Below are 23,381 nucleotides of genomic sequence, written 5' to 3'. Positions count from 1 at the left end.
AGGTGCGAATAAGTCACCAAACGCAAAAAAACGCCTATGTAAGTGATTGAATTTAATTGACTAAAAGTTTCATTTTCGTTGCGGAGGGTACTTATTCGCACCCTCCCTAAATTAACAGCCTGTGTACTATTCGCATTTTGTATTTCTGGCTGCGGTCCGGATGATAAAAAATCCGCAGAGACAGCAAAAACGCCAATTAAAATGTGGGTGGCACCAAACGAAAATGAAGAAGCCTTCTGGAATACTATGGTTAAAGAATGGAATAAAGACCCGGCGCATACCCCGGTCGAATTTACGCCCATTCCTGCCGCCAGCAGTTCTGAAGAGGCAATAATGAACGCGCTGGCTTCCGGCACGGAACCCGATATTTCCAGTAATATCTTTATCGGTTTTGCCAGCCAGTTGGTGGAAATTGGTCAGCTTGAAGACCTGTCTAAAATGAGTGGTTTTAATGAACTCGTTAATAACCGACAGATGGGCAAAATTATTCCTGCCTGGCAATTAAACGGCGAGCAACACGTTCTGCCAATCTATATTAATCCTATCGTCTGGTGGTGGCGGGGCGATTTACTCAAGCAGTATGGTTTTGATCATGTTCCGACCCGTTATGATGAGCTTTATCAGCTGGCAGAGCGCCGGGCGGCGGATAATAACGGCTATGTTATCCAGATGACCGCCGGGAAAAACTGGTGGGAACGCTGGTTCGATTTTATTCCGCTTTATTATGCGCAAAACGGCGGTAAACCTTACCTCGCGGGTCATCAGGCGACGTTTGCCGATCCTGCCGGACAGGCGGTACTGACCTTTATGGGGAAAGTCTTTAACAGCAAGTGGAGCAGCTACGACTTCACCGCCGCCGACGATCCGTTAGCGACCGGACAGGTGCTGGCGTCCGCGCGCGGTCCGTGGGATATCGCTCGCTATCACAAGCAGTATCCGGAGATCCTCAAAACGCTGCAAATTGGGCCGATGCTCACCGAGAAAGGCGACGCGCATCCGTATACGTTCGGCGACAGCAAAGGGGTGGTGATCTTCAGTTCCAGCAAGCGCAAAGCGCAGGCGTGGGCGTTTATTCAGTGGGTCTTTAACAACGCCGAGCACGACCGGAGCTGGCTGGAGCTGACCGGTATGCCGCCAGCACGCAGTGATTTAATGAGTAATCCGCTGTTTGTGAATTACTTTGAGAAAAACCCGCTGGAGAAGGCGATCGCATCTTACGTGGACGTCGCGCTGCCGCCAGCGGCCACTACGCAAACCACGGAGATTCAGCGCAGCATGACGCAGATGCTGGAGCAGGTCATTTTCAACCACGCCGATCCGGCAGCCACCCTCGATAAATCCGCGCAGGAAATTAACACGTTGCTGGCGAAATAAGGGGAAAAAATGGCTGGATATGAATCCCGCACCGGAGGCCTGTTGGCCTCCACGTGGATCGGTTATTCGTTGCTGTTCTGGTTTTATCCGCTGTGCTGGCTGGTCGTGCTCAGCATGACGAACTGGCAATTTATTGGCACGCCGACGTTTAGCGGATTACAGAATATCATTGGCGTGTTTCATGACGCGTTATTCTGGCAATCGATGTGGAACGTGTGCCGTTTTTTAATGTGGTATATCCCGATTGTCTTTCTTGCCTCGCTGCTGTTTGCCGCGGGATTACGAAAAATTAAGTACGGGAAAAGTTTTATTGCCCTGAGCTTTTTACTGGCGAATATCTCTTCGGGGGTGGCCTATTCCATCGTCTTTTCAAAACTGTTCAGCGAATACGGGCCGGTCAATCAATTTTTACAGGCCAGTTTCGGCATCTCTGTGCCCTGGTTTACCAACCCTGACTGCGCCATGTTATCCATTGCGTTAATTGTTACCTGGAAATTCGTCGGTTATTACGGGCTGATTCTCTATTCCGGGATGGTGGCGATCCCCGCGGATATTTACAGCGCGGCGCAGTTGGATAAAACCGGGAGGTTTAAGCAAAGTTGGGCGATTACCCTGCCGATGATGAACGCGCAAATCGTGATGGTGATGGTGCTGGCGATTACCGTGGCGTTCAGCATCTTTACCGAGCCGTATCTTATCACCGGCGGCGGGCCGCTCAACAGCACCACCAGTCCGATGGTGGTGATGTATGAAGTGGCGTTCCAGAAAATGAAGCCAACCTGGGCGGCGACCATGTCGATTATCGTTGCGGCATGCAGTTTCCTCGCCATTTGGGTCTTCCGCAAAGTATTCGAAAAACATATCGAGATTGTGTGAATGAAGAAACTGACTCCTTTAACGCTGCTCATTCACGCCGTGATGTTTTTGCTGGCGCTCACCTGGCTGTATCCTTTTATCTGGATGGTGATCTCCTCGTTGAAACCGACGGCGCAAATCTACACGACCGGGCTGTTTTCCGGTCATCTGACGCTGGAGAATTACGCTTTTCTGTTCGATAACAGCAACCGGGCGGACAAACCTTTTTTGCGCACCCTGGTTAACTCGCTGTTCGTGTCGCTCACGATCACCGTCTGCGTCACGCTGACCTCAATGCTGGTGGGATATGCCGTCGCGAAAACCGAGTTTCGCGGCAAAAATGCGTTTCGCAACCTGTTGATTGTGCAGATGGTTTTCCCGGTCTTTATGTTCATCATTCCACAGTTTGTCCTGATGCGTGAACTGGGGCTGATCAACAGCTACGGGGCGATGATCCTGCCGTATGCGATGAGCGCCTGGGGCATTTTCATGGTTTCGCAGAGCTTTAAAGGCACGCCGAATGATTACCTGTATGCCGCAAGGCTCGATCACGCCAGCCTGTGGGGGATCTTGCGGCATGTGATGATGCCGCTGAATAAATCCATTCTGGCGATTGTCGCGCTGTTCACCTTTTCCAGCTCATGGGACAACTTCCTCTGGCCGCTGATCGTGATGCGCGAAGTGGACAAAATGCCGTTTTCGGTGCTGCTCGCCACCTTCAGCAAATCCTACGGCATCTACCTGGGACCGGTGCTGGCGGGGTCGGTAGTGCAGATGCTGCCAATCGTTGTCCTGTTTATTCTGTTCAGAAAATACTTCCTCGAAGGCATGTCGTTATCACTGAAATAAGGAACGTGACGGTGAAAAAGCAACCGTGGTGGCAGGCGTGTACCTGCTATCAAATTTATCTGCCTTCGTTTTGCGACGGCAATAACGACGGGCTGGGCGATTTTCCGGGCCTGATTTCCCGGCTGGATTATTTGCAGGCGCTGGGCATCGGTGCGGTGTGGATCACGCCGTTTTATCCCTCTCCGCTGGTGGATAACGGCTACGATATCAGCGATTACTGCGCCGTTGACGCCCGTTTCGGCACTCTCGACGATTTTCGCCGGGTGGTTGACGGCTGCCACGCCAGAGGCATTCGGGTGATTATCGATCTGGTGGTCAATCACGTCTCCTCAGAACATCCCTGGTTTTGCGATGCGTGGAATAATCCGGACAGCCGCTATCGTGATTATTTCCTTTTTCGCCGCCAGCCGAATAACTGGCGTTCTTTCTTTTCCGGCAGCGCGTGGACCGCGGAGCCTGACACCGGCGAGTTTTATTACCATAAATTCGCGCCCGGTCAGGTGGATCTCAACTGGGCCAACCCCGCGGTGGAACAGGAAATTTACTGGGTGGTGGATTTCTGGGTTACGCAGGGGGTGGACGGTTTTCGCTTTGACGTCATCAACTTTCTTACTACCGACGGCATTGGGCCTGATAACCCGGAAGAGAACGGCGAGCAGCGCCATGAATTTGACATCAATCAGCCGCGACTCCCGGAGACGCTGCAACGGCTGTGTGCCCATGTTCGGGCGCAGGGGGACTATTTCCTGATTGGCGAAATCGGCAGCGAAGACCCTGACGTGCTCAGCCGCTATCAAAGCCCGCAGCTGATGGACGTGGTGTTTAATTTTAATATCGGCAGCCAGAAAACCTTTGATGTTTCCCGTCTTTTCAGCCAGTTAAAAACCACGCTGGCTGCGCAGTCGGGTTTACCGACGCTGTTTTTCTCCAGCCATGATATGTCGCGGATGATCAGCCGCTTTGGCGAAAACGAGCGCGATACCGGGCGGGCGCTGGCAGTGCTGGCGCTCCAGCTAACGGTGAGCGGCGTGCCGTTTATCTTCCAGGGCGAAGAGCTGGGGGTGACCGACTACCGTCCGCAAACGGCAGAGCAGCTTTTTGATATTCAGGGAAAAACCCATTACCGCACCGCCCTTGCCGCAGGCAGCAGCCCACAGCAGGCACTGGCGCTGGCTATTGAACATTCGCGGGATGGTTCGCGTGCGCCGCTGCCCTGGCGCGACGCCCCCTTTGGCGGATTTTCCTCCGTCGCGCCGTGGATGCCCGTCGGCGGCGATATCGCCCTGATTAACGCGGAGCGCCAGCAACAGGATGAGACATCGTTCTGGCATCAGTACCGGCTGCTGATCGCCCTGCGCCGCTGCGTTGCGGCGCTGCATCAGGGACAGCAGGACTCGCTTAACCTCACTGACGAATGCGTCTGGTTTACCCGTTCGACGGCGGCGGAGCAGGTCTGGGTCGCCATCAACTTTGGTGCGCCCGTTCGTAATCCGTGGCAGGAGATTGAGGCTGAAGTGCTGTACGGAGAGGACGCGCAATGGATTGGCAAGAATCAATGTTTGATCAAAAGGAGAGTACATGGACAGGCACAGTAAAAACCCGTTGATTACCCCGGCGGACGTGACGCCTTCACTGCCCGGCAGGAAGGTCGATTGTGTTTTCAATGCTGGCGTAACGGAGTGTGACGGGGAGATCGTTTTGCTGCTGCGGGTGGCGGAAAGCGTGATCAATCCCGACCCGCAGCAGCGTGTCGTACCGCTGTTGGAAAAAACCGATGCGGGCTGGGTACAGGCCACCGCGAGTTTCGATCGTCGCGATGAACGCTATGATTTCAGCGATCCGCGGGTGATCGTGCTGAAAAGCGATCCGGCGCGGGTGTGGCTGACCTCCATGTCGCATCTGCGCCTGGCGCGCAGCCGCGACGGGGTGAACTTCCGGATTGACAGCCAGCCGTTTATCATCGCCGATACGCAATATGAAGAGTTCGGCTGCGAAGATGCGCGGATCACCCGCATCGATGATATCGCGTACATCAACTACTCGGCGGTGTCGTCGCTGGGGATTTCTACCGCGCTGGCGGTGACCAAAGATTTTGTCACGGTGGAGAAAAAAGGGTTGATCCTCTGCCCGGACAACCGTGACGTCTGCTTTTTCCCGGAAAAGATCGCCGGTAAATATCACGCCCTGACCCGTCCGGCCCCGTGCCACTTCGGTCATCCGGAAATCTGGATCTGCGAGTCGCCGGATATGTTGCACTGGGGCAACCATCGCCACCTGCTGGGACGGTCCGGCGATGCCTGGGACTGCCGTAAATCAGGCGGCGGCGCGCCGGTATTAAAAACCGATCGCGGCTGGCTGGAGATCTACCACGGTGTGGATGCCGATCAGCACTACTGCCTCGGCGCGCTGCTGCTGGATCTCAACGATCCGACCCATATTTTGGCGAAATCACCGGTACCGTTGCTGGAGCCAGATGCGCCCTACGAGCGCGAAGGCTTCTTCGGCAATGTGGTGTTCACCTGTGGGGCGCTGATCCGCGATGAGACGCTGCACGTCTGGTACGGCGCCGCCGATGAGTGCGTGGCGCTGGCGACAATGCCGCTGGACAAACTGTGGCGGCATCTGGGGGTTAAATAAATGCCGCAGAGTGTCCTGGGTTGCTAAACCTCCTTCTGGCTGGGGGGGCGATTCACACGTTGCGGCCGCTGGTGGACGAATCTTTGCTGCAAATAATGAAAGTACACAACAGAAGAGCAGGGCAATAAATGCCCTGCAAGTCTGTATATTTAATTTCACATTGTATTTCAGGTGAGCAAGAAAACAGACCGCTCTAATCGTTATTAATATTTTAATTAATATCTGACGCGGGAGCCGCCTCAATAGCTTTTTCTTCTTTGGTTAGCCCTTTGATGTATTTACTGTATTTCCACCAGGCAAAACCGAGGAAAATAACAATCCCCCCGACGTTATAGAAAATAATGGTCATGAAGTTACCGCCGGTCGGGAAGGTCGAGGCAACAAACCCGATGGTGAAGAGGACAATCAGCATCGATACCACAATAATGCCGGTTTTTTGCGAGCCCATACGGAAGTCGCGCGGTAAGTGGTCCAGTTTTGCGCGCAGATTCAGGTAAGCCAGCATAATAAACAGCGGCGGCAGCATCGATGCGGCGGCGGTCATGTTGATGATGGTGTTCATTAAATCCTGCACGGTATTGGAGCCGAGCGTTGGGATAATCATCAGCGGGATAACAATCAGGAACTGAATCCAGGCTGCGCGGGCCGGAACGCCATTTTCATTCAGTTCGACGGTTTTTTTACCGAAAATACCCGCCGGAATTTCAGAGAAGAAAATTTTCACCGGCGTTGCGGTCCACATCAGCAGAGAGCCGAACATCGCGGTAAAGGAGACCAGGCCGACAAAGCGGTTAACGATCAGTTCCGGCAGGCCAAAGTATGCCGCCAGGCCGTGGAATACCTGTACCGAACCACCGGTAAATTTCAGCTCTTTGCTGCTCACGAAGACGTTGATCAGTACCGAGGAGATGGAATAGAGCACGCCGATAAAAATCCCGGCAATGATAATGACCTTCACGAACGATTTTGACCCGCCCTTGACGTCGTTGACGTACACTGCCACCGACTCCGCACCGCCTGCCGCCATAAAGATCCAGGTGGTGATACCGAGGAAGGCCCAGTTAAAATTCGGGATCATTGCGTCTACGGTGATAGGGTCAGCAGGCTGTACGCCGCCAACCAGCGCAGTACCCGCCAGCAGGATGTAGGACAGGGTCAGCAGCAGCATCAATGTGGAGGTGACCGAAGTAATCGGTCCTAACATTTTTGCGCCGTTGGTCGAAACCCAGGTGGAGAAGGCAAACAGCACCATACTTAACACCGTGGTTGCGAACGGTGTCAGAATGTATTCGTAGCCTAAAAAAGCATATGAGGCGTAGGCGATAACACGGGGTAACAGCGAGGTAAAAAAGAACAGGTTAACGAACCAATAGGTATAGGCGGTAATAAATGCCCAACGTCCGCCCAGCGAACTTTTCACCCAAGCATAGACACCGGCTTCGGAGTTTTTATTCAGCGAAACAAATTCAGCGATGATTAAGCAGAACGGAATAAAGTAGAAGATCGTCGCGAGGAAAAACATCGGTGCGGATGCCAGACCCAGCTCAATATTATTGTTGATAACGTTATTAAAACTATAAACCGCGGCAAAGGTGAGTGAAAGTAAGCCGAACTTGCCGATGGTATTACGTTTGGTATCAGACATAGCACATCTCCGATTCCTGATTATTATAGGGTACTGGCGGCGCAACGTCGGCGCCGCCTGTGTTTTTATTTATTATGAAAATAACCATCTTCGATGGTGACTTTGAGTACGACTTTCTTCACTGCGTTATTACAAATAAAACGATAGGCTTCATGGTTGTCACAAATAACCATTTGTCCTTCGCGCACTTCTACGGTTTTTCCACAGCCTTTCAGATATTCGCGATCGGTTTCATCGCGATAATATTCAACCACCTGGAGATCCTCTTTGGCGGCATACTCTATTTTTTGCTGTCCTTGCAGGTAGTAATGGATTTCAAAATAACGACGATGACCGGTAAACAGTGCATCGGTCGCGGAGTCTGTCTCCACGCGATAGCTCAGGGAATCACCGATAGAGTGGGCGACGCCTGGTTGAATATTATCAATATTTTCAATCGCTTCGACGCAGCGCTGCCACTTCTTCCCGGATGCGTAAATTTGTTGGAACTGCGCTAAGTTGTCGATGATCCTCATTTTGTATTCTCACTGTGCAAATTCGTGGAAAAGAACCCGGTACCAAAGACGCGGCTGGCGGCGGTTTGAGCGCTAGATTCGCTACCGGAAACCGGCAACAACGTGAAGCCGTAGCTGAACGAACGGAACCAGACGCGCCAGGAATCAAGCACCTCGCTTCCCCACGAGTTGGAGCCTAAGCCCAGCACCTGGTGGTCCAGATTCAGGGTGATGTCATCGCTGCGCTGCAGCGCATTACAGTGCTGTGCGGCAAAGATATTTTCTGGCGTATAGCGCCAGGCGCTCAGGTTGACAGGGCGCTGCGGAATCACCAGCAGACCGTTGCCGTGGCGGTTGGTTAGCGTTGCCCAGCGCACGTCCTGACGATTGCCGTTGTTTTGCGGGAACGGATAGTTTTCGAACATCTCATCCACGCTGCTGCGCCAGATATCGATGATGTTGGCCTGCTGGCTATCGGCATAGTTTTCACCGGGACCACGTCCGTAATACGCCACCTGCCCCAAATCGCCGTTGATGCCCATCGTGAAGCCGATGCACGGAATAATGTCCCGGTACTCGCCGTAAGGCTGGCCGGAAAGCTCCACGTTCAACTGACCGTCTGCGGCAATCCGCCAGCGGTAGGTACAGCGCATACCGAAATCAAATACCGGCGGGGCGATAATCGTCTGGCTGGTTATCAACAGCGCGTCATCGGTTTGCTCAATGGCAAAATCGCGCAGATGCTCCTGCATAATCTGTAAATGATTTGGTTGCCAAAGGCCTTCGAACTCTTGTTTGTGGTTATCAATGGTTGGTTTGAAGAAATTAATCTTCGGCTCGCGGGTAATCAGCTCCTCACCGTTAACGGTCCAGCTAATGGGCTTACCGTTCAGTTTTGAGAAGGTCAGAAGGAAGTTATAACCGCGTATGGTGCAGCTCTGGCGGCTGTCTTCCAGCGTCAGAGGGGTAGCGTTTTGCTGGCTAAACGGTACGGCAGCCGCCGTTCTGGCCTTCAGCGGGAACTGATAAGTCGCGATGTGGTGCCCGGCTTCGCTGTATAACGTGCGGGAATCTTTCGTCACGATGACGTTGAGGAACGCTTCGCGCGCATCCAGTTCCGGCAGTGTGCATTGCACGAGGGTATCGCTATTAGGAGGGACGTCGCGCAGTTTTACCTGCTGAGCAGAAAGCGTATCTCCTTCGGCGCGAACCTCAATATGCAAGGTGTAGTCGTCAAGCGTGGTAAACCACAGTTTGTTTTCTACCCGTAGCTCGCCGCGAGCCAGATCCTGTGCGCGTACTTTTACTGGCGCAATCACCTGCTTGTACTCCTGCAGACCCGGCCCCGGGGTTTGATCGGAATAAATCAGGCCATCAAGGCAGAAGTTGTAGTTGTTCGGATAGTCGCCGTAGTCGCCGCCATATTTGTACCAGACGTTGCCGTCGTCATCTTTGGCCTGAATCCCGTGATCGCACCACTCCCAGACATAGTGTCCCTGAATGCAGTCATGCTGATAAAAGACGTTCTGATATTCCGTCAGCCCGCCGGGACCGTTGCCCATGGCGTGAGCATATTCGCAGATGATGCGCGGCTTAGGATGTGGATATTCGCCAAACTCATTCATCAGCGGCACACGGGTGTACATGGTGGAGATGATATCCACCACTTCGGCGTCACGATCTTCTTCGTAATGGATCAGACGCGTGTCATCCAGCGCTTTCGCGGCGTGATACATGGCGCGGATGTTACAGCCGTATCCGGATTCGTTGCCGAGCGACCAGATGACGATCGACGGGTGGTTTTTTTGTGCATGGATGTGGCGCACGATGCGCTCAACGTAGACGTTTTCCCACAGCGGATCGTCGGTTATCCGGCTGATATCGCCGATATTGGCGAAGCCGTGAGATTCAACGTCGGTTTCGGCCATCACGAACAGACCGTAGATATCGCACAATTCATAGAAGCGCGGATCGTTCGGGTAATGGGCGGTACGCACGGAGTTGATGTTGTGCTGCTTCATTAACAGCAGATCTTTTTCAACGCGATCCATGCCAACCGCACGGCCTTTAAGATGATCGTTATCGTGGCGGTTAACGCCATGCAGCATCACGTAGCGGTTATTGATGTAAAACAGACCGTCGCGAACTTTGATATCGCGGAATCCGACCCGCTGTGGCACGACCTCAAGGAGATTGCCGTTGGCATCTTTCAGCGTCATCACCAGATGATAAAGATACGGCGATTCCGCTGACCACTGCTGCGGCGCGCTAACCTTGAAATTAAAAGCGGTGAGGGTGTGTTGATCTACTGCCAGATTGTTAATCACGCCGCTATGCAGCGCCTGCTCACCGTCAAACAAGGTGTATTCGAGCGACGCCATCGCTGGCGTGGCAGCCAGGTTTTCCAGCGCAATGTCGCAGGTGAGGATGGCGTCGCGATAGTCATCATCGAACTCGGTGCGAACGGTAAAATCCTGAATATGGGTCGCCTGTTTGCCTACCAGATAGACGTCGCGGAAAATTCCCGCCGACCACCACATGTCCTGGTCTTCAACGTAAGTGGAATCAGCCCATTGCATTACGCGAACGCACAGCAGGTTGTCACCGGTCTTCACCACCGCGCTGATATCAAATTCAGCCGTCAGGCGGCTGCCTTTGCTGAAACCAACGTACTGACCATTCACGTAAACTTCGAAGTAGGTTTCTACGCCATCAAATTGAATCAGCGTTTGTTTGCCCTGCCAGCCTTCGCTGAGGGAGAAAATGCGCTGGTAGGCTCCGGTGGGGTTATTGGTCGGAACGTAGGGGACATCAATCGGGAAAGGAAAACCTTCGTCGGTATACTGCAGTTTGCCGTGTCCTTCCATCTGCCACATGCCTGGGACGGTGATGCTGCCCCAGTCATTCATCAACTGCGACGTAAAGATTTCCGGCACCTGCAGCGGATGCTCAAAGAACTGAAAATTCCACTGACCGCTTAGCAACTGAAAGAGGCTGCTGGTTTCGCGGGCAAACGAGCGAGCCTGCGCAACGGAGTCATAAGAGAAAAAATATGCGCGTGGCGCCAGTCGATTTTCGTGGGTGAGCTGAATGTTTTCCCAGCGATTCATAAGGCCTCCCGGTGGAGAAAAATCGGAACCATTCATTGTAATGGTGAGTAAGTGTAATTGATGGTGATTTTAGTAAAAGTTTTACTAAAATATAGCGAGTGAGGTGATTTACTTTAACTGGATCACGAAAATAATGGGGCGCAGAAAATAATGCATGACAATGCGCGCCCGGCATCAGAAGAAACCGGGCGTGTTTACTGGGGATTTTAGCGGGTGGTGCCGCGCAGTTTCAGCTTGCTGGGAACAAAAACCAGCAGAGGAAGCGCACGCCCATCGCGGGCTTTCTCAAACAGCAGGTTGACGCCCTGACTGCCCATCATTTCTGAATGGATGCGAACGGTGGAAAGCGGAGGAAAGGTGAAGCGCGCTGTCGGGATATCATTAACGCTAATCAGCGAAATGTCCTGCGGAATGTTCAGGCCACGCTCGTGAATGGCGCGCAGAACGCCAATAGCAATCGAGTCTGAAGCCACAAACAGGGCACCGGGATAGTCGGCTTTCGCCAGCATTTTTTTGGCCAGTTCATACCCTGATGAACTGGAGAAACCGCCGCGATAGATGTCCTGTTCAGAAACGACCTGCTGCAGACGACCGTATTCGACAAACGCGGCTTCACGGATATCTGCCTTGCCGGGTTCGTCTTCACCGCCGATGAAGCCAATGCGAGTGACGCCCTGGGCGATGAAGTAGTCGATGCTCTCTTTACTGATGCGGGCCAGATCGATATCGACGGCGTCATATTCGCTGCCGGGTTCATGGAAATCGATAAAGCAGATGTTGTCGGTAAGCGCTGTTGCCGCATTACGCAAAACCGGAGAAGGCTTGCCGACAATAAGAATGCCGGTAATGTTTTTGCTCTCCGGCAGCCCACTGTGCTCATAGCAGTTGGTCAGTTCGATCCCCAGCTTCTCACACTGGGTTTCTATTCCGTGACGGATCGCGAGATAGTAAGGATCGTTGATTTCCAAATCCTGCTGGTAGCTGTAGAGCGCCAGAATATGCTGGGGGCCGAGCGCGCTGGTCTGGTTTTTACGAGCACTGCTGGTTTTGTACTCCAGTTTTTCCGCGATCTCCAGAATGCGATGCTTGGTCTCTTCTTTTACATTCAGCGTGGGGTCATCGTTTAAAACCCGGGACACTGTCGCCAGGGACACGCCAGCTTCGATTGCGATGTCTTTAAGTGTTGCCATGTTTGCCTTTTCCCTGAGTTACCTGCGCATTGTAAATGAAGTGCTTATCTATTCATCTGTTTTCAGTAAAAAAAGTACGTTTAATTGACATCCCTGGGGTAAAACTGGGCTTTCAGAGTGTGATGACTACGTCATTTTCCCGCTTTTGAGAACCATGCCAAGAAAATATTTTGCTAGTATTTAGTAAAATTTTACCAAAGGAGAACACAATGGATACCGTCGCATTTGCTGATTTTGCCCGAATGGAAATACGTGTTGGAAAAATCGCACAGGTAAAGCGCCATGACAATGCTGATAAGTTGTATATCGTGCAGGTGGATGTGGGAGAGCGTACGCTGCAAACCGTGACCAGCCTGGTGCCTTATTACAGCGAAGAGGAGTTGATGGGGAAAACGGTGGTGGTGCTGTGTAATCTGCAAAAGGCCAAAATGCGCGGGGAAACGTCAGAATGCATGTTGCTGTGCGCTGAGACGGACGATGGCAGCGAAAGCGTGCTGCTGACGCCAGAACGCCTTATGCCTGCGGGTGTGCGGATTGTTTAAGTTGTGCTAATTGCCGGATGGCGGCTACGCTTTTAGCCGACCTACATTTGATCCCGTAAGCCTGAGATGCGCAGCGCCATCCGACCTGTATTACACCTGCTCAACGCTCACCCGTAATGCTGCCAGGGCTTTGCGCGTCGATCGCAATACCAGATCGCATTGCTCGATCGTTAACGTTAACGGCGGTTCGATACGGATCGTCTTTGCATTGTTTAGCGTGCCGGCAACCAGTACCCGCTGGCGGAACATCTCACTGGCAAAGTTGTAGCCGATTTCATTATCGACAAACTCAATTGCCATCAGCATGCCTTTACCGCGTACATCATGCACCAGGTCTGGGTACTCCCGCGCAAGCTGGCGGAAACCATCCAGCAACATATCGCCTTTCTGCTCCGCCTGAGCCGGTAAATTTTGCTCCAGCAGGACGTTAATGGTGGCTAACGCAGCCGCACAAGCGAGCGGGTTGCCGCCAAACGTGGTGGTATGCAAGAAGGGATTGTCGAACAGGACGGAAAACACCTCTTCGGTGGCAATGGTTGCGCCAATTGGCATCACGCCGCCGCCCAGCGCTTTGGCCAGACACATAATGTCGGGCTGCACGTTTTCGTGCTCGCAGGCGAACATTTTGCCGGTACGACCCATGCCGGTCTGCACTTCATCAAGGATCATCAGCGCGCCAAACTCATCGCAAAGTTTACGCACGGCGGGCAAATACCCTTGCGGTGGCAGGATCACGCCCCCTTCACCCTGGATAGGTTCGAGGATCACGGCTGCGACGTCGTCACCGGTCTTTTTACACTCGCTGAGCATGGTGCGCATCGCGTTAATATCGCCAAACGGCACATGGCGGAAACCCGGCAGCAGCGGCATAAAGGGTTTGCGGAAGGTTGATTTAGCCGTGGCGGACAGTGCTCCCAGTGATTTGCCGTGGAATGCGCCACTGGTGGCAATGAACGTAAATTTACCGCGCGGCGATTGATACGCTTTCGCCAGCTTCAGAGCGGCTTCAACCGACTCGGTCCCGCTGTTACAGAAAAAACTGTATTTCAGTTTACCTGGCGCCAGCGCGGCGAGGGTTTTTGCCAGCATGGCCCGCAGAGGGTCAAGTAGCTCCTGGCTGTGCAGAGGTTGTTTCGCGAGTTGATTCTGTACGGCGGAAACCACGACTGGATTACGGTGCCCCACGTTGAAAATTCCAAATCCACCCAGGCAATCGACGAACTCCTGCCCCTGGGTGTCGACAAGCGTATTCAGGCTTCCCGCTTGCCACTCTACGGCTCCGTAATCCCCGCCTGCAGTTACAGATTTTCGATACTCTAAGAACCCCGGATTGACATGCTCCTTGAAGTATTCAATCACCTCTCGGTTTAATGATTTCATTTCCTCATGATCAAGCGTGCGCTTTTCGATGAGATTCAGTGCGTGTGCGCTGCAGGCCAGGGCCGATGCGCTGGAAGGTAACCTGTTCAAAATATGCTCCCGGAGCTCGCGTATCACATGATACTGATTTAAGTATTGCAGTGATTGCGCCATTCCGGCGCGCTTAGCAAAAATCGGGATAAACACCAGGAAATATCTCATTCATGCAACATTTAATGCTGATGTTTAACATTTGCTGGCATTTTGCCCAGGTTAAGACCGCGAAAACAGATCGGAAAAGCACTTTTCTGCGCTAAAAGTGAGCAATGTTTGCACTGTGACGGTGCGTTGGTAGAAGTGCAGTTGAATAGTTACTGAATGAAAGTATTTTAAATCAATGGATTAGAATGCGTACAGATTTTGAGGTTTAATCGCAAATTGCGATCTAAATCAAATTTAACAACTAAAGATAAAAAAATTATCGCCGAAATAACATAAGCCGAAAGAGTTAACAACCAGATAACCTGCACAGGACGCAATCATGTCTTCTCATCCCTACGTTAGTCAGCAAAATACACCGCTGGATGATGATATCACCCTCATGTCGACCACCGATTTACAAAGCTATATCACCCACGCGAACGATACTTTTGTCCAGGTCAGTGGCTATCAACTGAATGAATTGCTCGATAAGCCGCACAATCTGGTTCGTCATCCGGATATGCCAAAAGCGGCGTTTGCGGATATGTGGTACACCCTGAAACAGGGCGAGCCATGGAGCGGGATTGTGAAAAACCGACGTAAGAATGGCGATCACTACTGGGTAAGGGCCAATGCGGTGCCGATGGTACGGGAAGGTCGTGTCACCGGATATATGTCGATTCGTACCCGGGCCACGGACGAGGAGATTGCGGCGGTAGAGCCTTTATATAAAGCGCTGAATGAAGGGCGTTGCAACCGACGTATCCATAAAGGACTGGTGGTACGCAAAGGCTGGCTGGGTAAACTCCCGGCGCTGCCGATTCGCTGGCGAGTGCGCAGCGTAATGGCAATTATGTTTATCGTACTGGCAGCCGCATTGCAGCAAATGGGCGCCGAATGGCCGTTACTACTGATAAGCGCGCTGGTGATGATGCTGGGAACGGCTATTTTCGAATGGCAGATTGTGCGTCCTATTGAGAATGTCGCTCGTCAGGCGCTAAAAGTGGCGACCGGTGAACGAAACAGCGTGTCACATCTTAACCGCAGTGATGAACTGGGCCTGATGCTGCGAGCGGTGGGGCAACTGGGGCTAATGTGCCGTTGGCTCATCCATGATGTCTCCAGTCAGGTGAGCTGTGTGCGCAGCGACAGCGAAACGCTGGCGAAAGGCAGCGATGATTTAAACAAGCATACGCAGCAGACCGTAGAGAACGTGCAGGAAACGGTGACCACTATGAATCAGATGGCGGCATCGGTGAAGCAAAACTCAGAGACCGCCGCCGCGGCCGACAAGCTCTCCATTGCAGCCAGCAGCGCGGCGACGCACGGCGGCGAGGCGATGGATACCGTCATCAAAACTATGGATGATATCGCCAACAGCACCCAGCGGATCGGCACCATTACCACGCTGATTAACGATATTGCTTTCCAGACTAATATTCTGGCCCTGAACGCCGCTGTTGAAGCCGCACGGGCGGGTGAGCAGGGGAAAGGGTTCGCCGTGGTGGCGGGAGAAGTGCGTCATCTTGCCAGCCGCAGCGCCAGTGCAGCCAATGATATTCGCAAGCTGATTGATGCCAGCGCCGATAAGGTGCAGTCCGGATCTGACCAGGTTCACGCCGCAGGGCGCACGATGGATGATATTGTGGCGCAGGTGCAAAACGTGACGCAGTTGATCGCCCAAATCAGTCACTCAACGCTGGAACAGTCAGATGGTCTTTCGAGCCTGACTCGCGCAGTGAATGAATTAAGCAACATTACGCAGAAAAACGCCGAGCTGGTTGAAGAGAGTGCCCAGATTTCCGCGATGGTGAAACATCGCGCTGGTCGTCTGGAAGATGCAGTCACGGTGCTGCATTAATATTAACGATAAAGGCGGAACGCAGGGTGAACGCGTTCCGCCTGCTCTGTAGATTAATCCAGTTGAGTAATATCCAGCGCAGCGCGATCGATAATACCGATGATTTTTTTGATCTGCGCATCGCTGGTATCACCATGATTGACCCGTAGGTCCAGCACGGCTTTGAAGTTCTCCAGCGCGCGTTTCATCTGCGGATTCTTGCGTAATTCAAAACCCACGCAGCGGGCTTTAATACGTTCGTGGATATGTTCCAGATGCTCACGGTTTTCATCCAGCCACTGCTGGCCCTGGGTTGTGATCGCTATCTGTTTACGCCCGCCTTCCTCGTCGCTGATGGTGATCAGCTCTTGATCCTGCAAGAAATCCAGCGTCGGATAGACGACGCCCGGGCTCGGGGTATAGTTGCCCTGAGTCAGGGTTTCAATCGCTTTAATCAGCTCATAGCCGTGGCTGGCGTCGCGGGTCAGGATATCCAGAATGACCAGGCGTAATTCTCCGTGACCGAAGAAGCGCTGGCGACGACCGCCGCCGCGACCGTGGCGGTGTCCACACCCCTGTTCGTGGTGATGTTCTTTGTTGCAGCCTTCATGGCGATGTTCTTCACCTTTGCAGCAACCTGCATGGTGTTCGTTGTGGCGGCCTTCGTGGTGACGTCCTTCACCCTTGCAGCAGCCTTCGTGTTGGTGCTCTGTATGCTTGCAGCAACCTTCATGATGGTTTTGCATCATCGTCTCCTGATGTGTTTTAGATATATCTAATTTATATCTAAATATTGTTTTGGTGCAAGCCAATAAAATGTTTTTTGTTTAAGTTAATGATTTTTATCTGTTTTAAAGGGGTTGCGTTAGCCGGTTAATCAGAAGGCGACTATATCAAAAAAGTGCTTGCAATCTTTCTGATTAGCAATCATTATCATTTAAAAATTAAATTAGATATATCGTATTATCTTCCGAAGGCGAAAAAATGACAAAAAACACCTCACGCTACCCGCAGCGCGTTCGCAATGAACTGCGTTTTCGGGAACTTACCGTCCTGCGCGTCGAACGTATCAGCGCGGGTTTTCAGCGCATTGTACTGGGCGGTGACGCTCTGGATGGTTTTAGCTCACACGGCTTTGACGACCATACCAAGGTCTTTTTCCCTGAACCGGGCAGCCACTTTGTGCCGCCGGTTGTCACCGATGAAGGTATTGTCTGGGCTGACGGTGTGCGTCCGATATCCCGTGATTACACGCCGTTGTATGACGAAGCACGCCATGAGCTGGCACTGGATTTCTATATTCATGACGGTGGCGTGGCAAGTACGTGGGCGATGAATGCCCGCGAGGGTGACAAGCTGACGGTAGGCGGACCGCGCGGTTCTTTGGTGGTGCCAGAGGACTATGCGTATCAGGTTTACGTGTGTGATGAATCGGGAATGCCTGCGCTGCGCCGACGCCTGGAGTCGCTCAGCCGTTTAGCGGTACGTCCGAACGTCACGGCGCTGGTAAGTGTGCAGGATGCCGCGTACCAGGACTATTTTGCCCATCTCGACGGATTTACTATTCAGTGGTTTATCGGCCATGACGAACAGGCGGTGAATGAACACTTATCGCAGCTAAGCGTACCTGCAGATGATTATTACATCTGGATTACCGGCGAAGGTAAGGTGGTCAAAAACCTGAGTGCTCGCTTTGAAACCGAGGCGTTCGATCAGCAACTTGTTCGCGCAGCGGCTTACTGGCATCAGCGTCGTTAATCAGTAATTAGATGGCGGAACGCCAAACGCCTGGCGGAATGCGTAGCTAAATGCCGCGGTGCTTGAATACCCTACGTCGAGCGCCACGGCGGTCACGCTTTTATTTTTCTTCAGCATTAATACGGATTCCAGAATACGCATTTTTTGCTTCCAGACGCTGAAAGGCAATCCGGTTTCTTTTTTGAAATGGCGTGAAAAGGTACGGGCAGACATACCCAGATGCTGCGCCCAGTATTCAACCGAATGCTCCAGCGCCGGGGATTCTTGTATTGTTCGGCAAACTTTGGTTAATTCGCGATCCTGCGGCCAGGGTAATACAAAAGCGACTTCCGGAAGCTGCAGAATAATGTCGACCAGGACGCTAACCAGCTTGCCCTCTTTTGACTGGCTATCATAATGGCCCGAAATTAAATTCGTGGCGTAATGAATAAACTCTCTGGCGAAATCACTGATAGCCACCACTTTACATTCATTGATGCTCTCTTCAAGAAAGCTCGGTTTAATATCCAGATTCTCTAAATACACATCATCCAATGCCCAAACCGCATGCTCCGTATTATTCGGGATCCAGATGCCATAATGCGCCGGGATTATCCAGCACTTGCCGGCAACATCAATACGCATACTGCCTTTGCGGGCGAAATGAAACTGCATAAAAGAGTGTGAATGCTGTGGAACATGATGATTGGCTTCCAGGACATAAGAGCGAAAGTAAACATCCTGCGGCAGTTCCGTCATGGAGTTATCCGGGAAGGAGTTCCACTGTTTTTGCACGAGAGTTTCCATAAATAAATCGTCAATGCTCCCGATGGTGTGTCCGCTGCTCGATAGATCTTGTCCGCGGATCATAATACATACACTCTGTTTTCCATAATAATCTTGCGTAAGAATTTTTAGCCCACCTTTGGTAAATACCATGAACTCGCTTTGTTCAGATGCTGTCATCGTCAATGAAACAAATGATAACTGGACCCGAATGGGAAAAGAGCTGCTTTCGCAAGCGGATATCAGGATTAATGGCTCCCGCGCCTGGGACATTCAACTTCATCATGCCGGTTTCTTTAAACGGGTACTGCAACAAGGCTCGTTAGGGCTTGGCGAAAGCTATATGGAAGGCTGGTGGGACTGCGAGCGGCTCGATATTCTGTTCTGCAAAATCCTGAAAGCAAAACTTGATCAGCAGATGCCGGGTAACCTGAAAGATATTTTACGTATTGCCAGCGCACGCCTGTTTAATTTGCAGTCGCGGAGCCGCGCGTGGATTGTCGGCAAAGAACATTATGATATTGGTAACGATCTCTTTGCACTGATGCTTGATCCGCATATGCAATATTCCTGCGCTTACTGGAAAGACGCAACCACATTAGACGATGCGCAAAATGCCAAATTAAAAATGATCTGTGAGAAGCTACAACTTAAACCGGGCATGCGTTTACTCGATATTGGTTGTGGCTGGGGTGGGCTGGCGGAATATGCGGCGCGTCATTATGGCGTGGCGGTGGAAGGCGTCACCATTTCCAAAGAGCAGCAAAAAATGGCGCAGCAGCGCTGTGAAGGACTGGACGTTAAGATTCTGCTGCAGGATTATCGCGACCTCGATAAACACTACGATCGCATTGTCTCCGTGGGGATGTTTGAACACGTCGGGCCAAAAAACTACGACACTTATTTCAGCATCGCCGACCGTTGTTTAAAACCGGACGGACTGTTCCTGCTACACACCATTGGTAGCAATAAAAAAGGGATGAGCGTCGATCCGTGGATCAATAAATACATTTTCCCGAACGGCTGCTTACCGGCGATCTCCCATATTGCCGAAGCCAGCGAATCACGGTTTGTGATGGAAGACTGGCATAACTTTGGCAGCGATTACGATAAAACGCTGATGGCGTGGCACGAGCGCTTTAATCAAGCGTGGCCGGAGCTGTCATCACGTTATTCCGCCACCTTCAGAAGAATGTTTAACTACTATTTATGCGCCTGCGCCGGGGCTTTCCGCGCCAGAGATATTGAACTTTGGCAGGTGCTGTTTAGTCGCGGCGTAGAGGGCGGGATCCGCGTTTATCGTTAACGTTCTGCCTGATAAGCGAAGCGCCATCAGGCAGTAAATACCTGAGAAGCGCTCCTTGTTACATCTTAGCCCAGCTCACTCTCCGCCAGCGCTTTAAACACCATCGCTACGGCGTGCGCGCCGGGGTCCATATTTCCGAGTAGGCTTTCGCTGCTCAGATACGATGCGCGACCCGCATTGGCTTTGCTCGACAAACAGGTTCGTTCGGCTCCCGCTTGCGCGGCGTCGAATGCGGCCTGCAGATTTTTCGGCTGTGTGAGCAGCGAGGTCAGGGCCGGTTGCAGCGCATCAATCATCGTGCGATCGCCTTCGTCTGCGCCGCCGTAGAACTTCATCTGCGCCAGCCCCGTATTTAGCGCTTCGACAACGTTAGCGCCCTGTTCCAGTTTCTGCCCGGCGGCGGTAAAGAAGATTGACATCAGCACACCGCTGGAACCGCCCATCACCACGGTCAGACGTTCGCCAATCAGCGCGAACAGCGTGGCAAGGTTATCCAGCGGCAGCTGCTGGCGATGCAGCAGGCTGGCAATTTCACGCGCGCCGGCGGCAAAGGTCGAACCGGTATCGCCATCGCCGACTTTGGCGTCCAGCGCATTCAGATGAGTCTCCAGATCGGAAAGGGTTGCGGTGACCAGCTCCACAATCCCGGCCACCAGGGCGTTTGCCGAAGGCTGGAATTCCACGCGGGCGCTACGCTGAGATGACGCTACGCAGCTGATTTCACGCGGTGGGACCGGCGTCGGCCAGTTGCTGGTTTCCACTTCGGTGAGCAGTGCTTTTTCGATGCTCTCTTCCAGCACGATGGCCGTCAGTGAGAAGCCTTTCATATCCAGCGCAGTGACCAGCGAGGCCGGGCCAATTAGCCAGTCGATACGCGAGTGCAGCGGGCTGCTGGCGAGTTCGCGGGTGATGATGGCCATTTCGGCCACGGAAACGCCGCCAAGATTATTAATCATCACCGCCAGACGACCGGTTTCAGGCAGGGCGGCCAGCAGTTTATCCACCATCAGGTTCACCACTTGCGCACTGTTTTGGGTGTCGATAACCGATGCGCCTGGTTCGCCGTGAATGCCCATACCCAGCTCCGCATGACCCGGATGATGACGAGGGGCTGCGTCGGTTTCTTGCGGCAGATGACAGCTGGAAAGGGCTACGCCCAGGCTAAAGGTGTTGCTGGCTGCGTACTGCGCTTCACGCAGGACGGTGGCGAGGTTATAGCCGCGTTCGGCAAAATAGCCTGCGACTTTATGCACCAGGATAGTTCCCGCAATGCCACGTGGGTGTTTGTTATCCGGCAGGGAGATGTCGTCGCCGACAATCAGCATTTCAACGTTATAGCCAAGGCGACGAGACCGAAATTAAGACGGTCACCGGTGTAGTTTTTCACAATCAACAAACAGCCAGCCTCACCGGTCACCGCCTGAATGGCGGTCAGTACTGCATCCACGCTCGGGGAGGCGAAAACATCGCCGCAGACCGCAGCGGTTAGCATGCCTTTACCGATAAACCCAACGTGCGCGGGTTCGTGTCCCGAACCGCCGCCGGAAATGACCGCTACGTTATTTTTATTAAGGTCACGACGGACCACGATGCGAATGGCCGGATCGCTTTCCAGACGCGCCAGGTTATTCCATGGGCTGGCGATAATCGCCCCGTCGATGACGTCGCTCACAAGATGGGTGCGTTGGTTAAAAAAGAATTGAGACATAACGGCTCCTCGAGGTTGAGTGAAAGACAAACCCCCGAATGTAGGATCATGGTGCGGAGGCAATGAAGAGATTCTGGCGAAGTCAGCGTGGAAAAAAACAACGCTAAAATGAGTTTCATTACGGAACGCTGACGCTGTTTTTTGTTCCGAAATGAAACTTAAAAAAGCGGGGAATGATCATAATGCGAGCTCGCTCGACTTTTTTCTCCTGCGATCAGCACCGCTCATACGGCGCAGCCAGCCTTTTTTTGCCGGTTTTAATACAACTGCATGAGTAAAAGAGGAACTGAGCTTCGTGTTTGCCGGAGATTTGGGGGTAAATGAACGGATCGGGATCGCAAACCTTATCATTTTTGTGGATAAGTGTTCCAGAATGGAACGCACGCCGTTTTTATCTGTTTCATATCAGAACAAAATGACGAAAGATTTTTTTGTTCACGCCTCGCCATACAGTTATTGCATCGCTCCGGTACCTCCTGTTTTTGCCGAAGGCAACAGGCCAAACAGGTTAACGCCAGGGCTCACCATGTAAAAACATGTACTTATTTGAGGATGAAAGGAATGCTAAAAGTTATTCAATCTCCAGCCAAATATCTCCAGGGCCCTGACGCTTCAACCTTATTTGGTCAATATGCTAAAAATCTGGCGGACAGCTTTTTCGTGATTGCGGATGACTTCGTGATGAAGCTGGCGGGAGAGAAGGTACTCAATGGCCTGCACAGCCACGACATTAGCTGCCACGCGGAACGCTTCAACGGTGAATGCAGCCATATTGAAATTAATCGCCTGATTGCCATTCTGAAACAGCACGGTTGCCGCGGCGTGGTTGGGATTGGCGGCGGGAAAACGTTGGATACCGCCAAAGCGATTGGTTACTACCAGAAGCTACCGGTGGTGGTGATCCCGACTATCGCCTCTACCGATGCGCCAACCAGCGCGCTGTCCGTTATCTATACCGAAGCCGGTGAGTTTGAAGAGTATCTGATCTACCCGAAAAACCCGGATATGGTGGTTATGGACACCGCAATCATTGCCAAAGCGCCGGTACGCCTGCTGGTGGCCGGGATGGGCGATGCGCTCTCAACCTGGTTTGAAGCGAAAGCCTGTTATGACGCCAGAGCGACCAGCATGGCGGGCGGACAGTCCACCGTAGCGGCGCTGAGCCTGGCGCGCCTGTGCTATGATACCCTGCTGGCGGAAGGCGAAAAGGCACGCTTTGCCGCGCAGGCTGGCGTGGTGACCGATGCGCTGGAGCGTATTGTCGAAGCGAACACTTACCTCAGCGGCATCGGCTTTGAAAGCAGCGGTCTTGCAGGGGCGCATGCTATCCACAACGGTTTTACGATTCTGGAAGAGTGTCACCATTTGTACCACGGTGAAAAAGTCGCCTTTGGTACGCTGGCGCAGCTGGTGCTGCAAAACAGCCCGATGGAAGAGATCGAAACCGTGCTGAATTTCTGTCAGAAAGTAGGCCTGCCGGTAACGTTAGCGGAAATGGGCGTGAAAGACGACATTGACGGCAAGATCATGGCCGTGGCCAAAGCGACCTGCGCGGAAGGTGAAACCATCCACAATATGCCGTTCCCGGTGACGCCTGAGAGCGTACATGCCGCGATACTGACGGCAGACCTGCTGGGACAGCAGTGGCTGGCGCGTTAATCAGTCGTCGGTAAGTTTTTATCCGGCATCTTCTCCCCCCTCTGACAGTCTCTGCCGGAGGGGTTGTCTATGGTAAAACAGCGGAAAGG

The 23,381-nt window shown here is 52.6% G+C and carries 17 protein-coding genes and 1 pseudogene; 10 read left to right on the top strand and 8 right to left on the bottom strand.

Annotated elements, in window-relative coordinates; genetic code table 11:
• Window positions 1-246: 246 nt before the first annotated feature.
• The 5 genes from HV334_RS21385 to HV334_RS21365 are packed head-to-tail and all read left to right on the top strand — an operon-like array spanning window position 247 to window position 5,715.
• Window positions 247-1,374, top strand: a complete 1,128-nt coding sequence (locus tag HV334_RS21385; RefSeq protein ID WP_230851712.1) for an ABC transporter substrate-binding protein — start codon at window positions 247-249, stop codon at window positions 1,372-1,374.
• 9 nt (window positions 1,375-1,383) lie between these two features.
• Entirely contained in the window at window positions 1,384-2,250 is an 867-nt protein-coding gene (locus HV334_RS21380; RefSeq protein ID WP_181220874.1) for a sugar ABC transporter permease, read from the top strand.
• Complete coding sequence (locus tag HV334_RS21375) at window positions 2,251-3,078, top strand: carbohydrate ABC transporter permease (protein ID WP_016154601.1); 828 nt, start codon at window positions 2,251-2,253, stop codon at window positions 3,076-3,078.
• 11 nt (window positions 3,079-3,089) lie between these two features.
• Complete coding sequence (locus tag HV334_RS21370) at window positions 3,090-4,673, top strand: alpha-glucosidase (protein ID WP_181220873.1); 1,584 nt, start codon at window positions 3,090-3,092, stop codon at window positions 4,671-4,673.
• Window positions 4,657-5,715, top strand: coding sequence for a glycoside hydrolase family 130 protein (locus HV334_RS21365; RefSeq protein ID WP_181220872.1), 1,059 nt, complete (start codon window positions 4,657-4,659; stop codon window positions 5,713-5,715). The genes HV334_RS21370 and HV334_RS21365 overlap by 17 nt, the downstream gene beginning before the upstream one ends.
• A gap of 211 nt (window positions 5,716-5,926) precedes the next feature.
• On the opposite strand, the gene HV334_RS21360 is transcribed toward HV334_RS21365, so the two are convergent.
• The 4 genes from HV334_RS21360 to ebgR all read right to left on the bottom strand — a co-directional run bounded on the left by HV334_RS21360 (window position 5,927) and on the right by ebgR (window position 12,154).
• Window positions 5,927-7,360: an amino acid permease gene (locus HV334_RS21360; RefSeq protein ID WP_181220871.1), complete on the bottom strand. Its 1,434-nt coding sequence runs from the start codon at window positions 7,358-7,360 to the stop codon at window positions 5,927-5,929.
• 65 nt (window positions 7,361-7,425) lie between these two features.
• The gene (locus tag HV334_RS21355) at window positions 7,426-7,875 is read right to left on the bottom strand and encodes a beta-galactosidase subunit beta (RefSeq protein ID WP_016154597.1); all 450 of its coding nucleotides are present in this window, start codon (window positions 7,873-7,875) and stop codon (window positions 7,426-7,428) included.
• Window positions 7,872-10,964, bottom strand: a complete 3,093-nt coding sequence (ebgA, locus tag HV334_RS21350; RefSeq protein ID WP_181220870.1) for a beta-galactosidase subunit alpha — start codon at window positions 10,962-10,964, stop codon at window positions 7,872-7,874. Before ebgA ends, HV334_RS21355 begins: the two co-directional genes overlap by 4 nt.
• 206 nt (window positions 10,965-11,170) lie before the next feature.
• Window positions 11,171-12,154 (bottom strand): transcriptional regulator EbgR, encoded by a 984-nt coding sequence (gene ebgR, locus HV334_RS21345; RefSeq protein WP_047499182.1) that lies wholly within the window; start codon window positions 12,152-12,154, stop codon window positions 11,171-11,173.
• A 209-nt stretch (window positions 12,155-12,363) separates the two neighbouring features.
• Here ebgR and HV334_RS21340 point away from each other — a divergent pair, with 209 nt between their 5' ends.
• Window positions 12,364-12,696 carry a tRNA-binding protein gene (locus tag HV334_RS21340; RefSeq protein WP_016157522.1) on the top strand — a complete coding sequence of 111 codons (333 nt, stop codon included), beginning with the start codon at window positions 12,364-12,366 and terminating at the stop codon, window positions 12,694-12,696.
• Between the two features lie 90 nt (window positions 12,697-12,786).
• On the opposite strand, the gene ygjG is transcribed toward HV334_RS21340, so the two are convergent.
• Window positions 12,787-14,166, bottom strand: coding sequence for a putrescine aminotransferase (gene ygjG, locus HV334_RS21335; protein ID WP_049259762.1), 1,380 nt, complete (start codon window positions 14,164-14,166; stop codon window positions 12,787-12,789).
• Window positions 14,167-14,596: 430 nt separating this feature from the next.
• Between ygjG and HV334_RS21330 the strand changes: the two genes are divergently transcribed.
• Window positions 14,597-16,117 (top strand): PAS domain-containing methyl-accepting chemotaxis protein, encoded by a 1,521-nt coding sequence (locus HV334_RS21330; protein WP_016154592.1) that lies wholly within the window; start codon window positions 14,597-14,599, stop codon window positions 16,115-16,117.
• Window positions 16,118-16,170: 53 nt separating this feature from the next.
• On the opposite strand, the gene HV334_RS21325 is transcribed toward HV334_RS21330, so the two are convergent.
• The gene (locus tag HV334_RS21325) at window positions 16,171-16,845 is read right to left on the bottom strand and encodes a PadR family transcriptional regulator (protein WP_181220869.1); all 675 of its coding nucleotides are present in this window, start codon (window positions 16,843-16,845) and stop codon (window positions 16,171-16,173) included.
• Window positions 16,846-17,080: 235 nt separating this feature from the next.
• Between HV334_RS21325 and HV334_RS21320 the strand changes: the two genes are divergently transcribed.
• On the top strand, window positions 17,081-17,854 hold the full coding sequence (locus tag HV334_RS21320; protein WP_049040510.1) for a siderophore-interacting protein: 774 nt from the start codon (window positions 17,081-17,083) through the stop codon (window positions 17,852-17,854).
• Here HV334_RS21320 and HV334_RS21315 read toward each other — a convergent pair whose 3' ends face one another.
• Window positions 17,855-18,703: a helix-turn-helix transcriptional regulator gene (locus HV334_RS21315; protein ID WP_047358672.1), complete on the bottom strand. Its 849-nt coding sequence runs from the start codon at window positions 18,701-18,703 to the stop codon at window positions 17,855-17,857. It abuts the gene before it with no gap.
• 67 nt (window positions 18,704-18,770) lie between these two features.
• Between HV334_RS21315 and cfa the strand changes: the two genes are divergently transcribed.
• On the top strand, window positions 18,771-19,925 hold the full coding sequence (cfa, locus tag HV334_RS21310; protein WP_019077741.1) for a cyclopropane fatty acyl phospholipid synthase: 1,155 nt from the start codon (window positions 18,771-18,773) through the stop codon (window positions 19,923-19,925).
• 65 nt (window positions 19,926-19,990) lie between these two features.
• Here cfa and HV334_RS21305 read toward each other — a convergent pair.
• Window positions 19,991-21,633: pseudogene (locus HV334_RS21305) on the bottom strand (glycerone kinase).
• A gap of 561 nt (window positions 21,634-22,194) precedes the next feature.
• Between HV334_RS21305 and HV334_RS21300 the strand changes: the two are divergent.
• On the top strand, window positions 22,195-23,292 hold the full coding sequence (locus HV334_RS21300) for a glycerol dehydrogenase (protein WP_016154586.1): 1,098 nt from the start codon (window positions 22,195-22,197) through the stop codon (window positions 23,290-23,292).
• Window positions 23,293-23,381: the final 89 nt, after the last annotated feature.

The organism is Citrobacter sp. RHBSTW-00944 (assembly GCF_013615435.1).
Taxonomy (GTDB): domain Bacteria; phylum Pseudomonadota; class Gammaproteobacteria; order Enterobacterales; family Enterobacteriaceae; genus Citrobacter; species Citrobacter braakii.
This window is presented reverse-complemented; position numbering and strand designations above follow the sequence as displayed.

Coding starts and splice junctions, on each gene's coding strand:
- HV334_RS21385 (WP_230851712.1), top strand. CDS start 247: ATGGTTAAAGAATGGAATAAAGACCCGGCGCATACCCCGGTCGAATTT.
- HV334_RS21380 (WP_181220874.1), top strand. CDS start 1,384: ATGGCTGGATATGAATCCCGCACCGGAGGCCTGTTGGCCTCCACGTGG.
- HV334_RS21375 (WP_016154601.1), top strand. CDS start 2,251: ATGAAGAAACTGACTCCTTTAACGCTGCTCATTCACGCCGTGATGTTT.
- HV334_RS21365 (WP_181220872.1), top strand. CDS start 4,657: ATGGACAGGCACAGTAAAAACCCGTTGATTACCCCGGCGGACGTGACG.
- HV334_RS21360 (WP_181220871.1), bottom strand. CDS start 7,360: ATGTCTGATACCAAACGTAATACCATCGGCAAGTTCGGCTTACTTTCA.
- HV334_RS21355 (WP_016154597.1), bottom strand. CDS start 7,875: ATGAGGATCATCGACAACTTAGCGCAGTTCCAACAAATTTACGCATCC.
- ebgA (WP_181220870.1), bottom strand. CDS start 10,964: ATGAATCGCTGGGAAAACATTCAGCTCACCCACGAAAATCGACTGGCG.
- ebgR (WP_047499182.1), bottom strand. CDS start 12,154: ATGGCAACACTTAAAGACATCGCAATCGAAGCTGGCGTGTCCCTGGCG.
- HV334_RS21340 (WP_016157522.1), top strand. CDS start 12,364: ATGGATACCGTCGCATTTGCTGATTTTGCCCGAATGGAAATACGTGTT.
- HV334_RS21330 (WP_016154592.1), top strand. CDS start 14,597: ATGTCTTCTCATCCCTACGTTAGTCAGCAAAATACACCGCTGGATGAT.
- HV334_RS21325 (WP_181220869.1), bottom strand. CDS start 16,845: ATGATGCAAAACCATCATGAAGGTTGCTGCAAGCATACAGAGCACCAA.
- HV334_RS21320 (WP_049040510.1), top strand. CDS start 17,081: ATGACAAAAAACACCTCACGCTACCCGCAGCGCGTTCGCAATGAACTG.
- HV334_RS21315 (WP_047358672.1), bottom strand. CDS start 18,703: ATGATCCGCGGACAAGATCTATCGAGCAGCGGACACACCATCGGGAGC.
- cfa (WP_019077741.1), top strand. CDS start 18,771: ATGAACTCGCTTTGTTCAGATGCTGTCATCGTCAATGAAACAAATGAT.
- HV334_RS21300 (WP_016154586.1), top strand. CDS start 22,195: ATGCTAAAAGTTATTCAATCTCCAGCCAAATATCTCCAGGGCCCTGAC.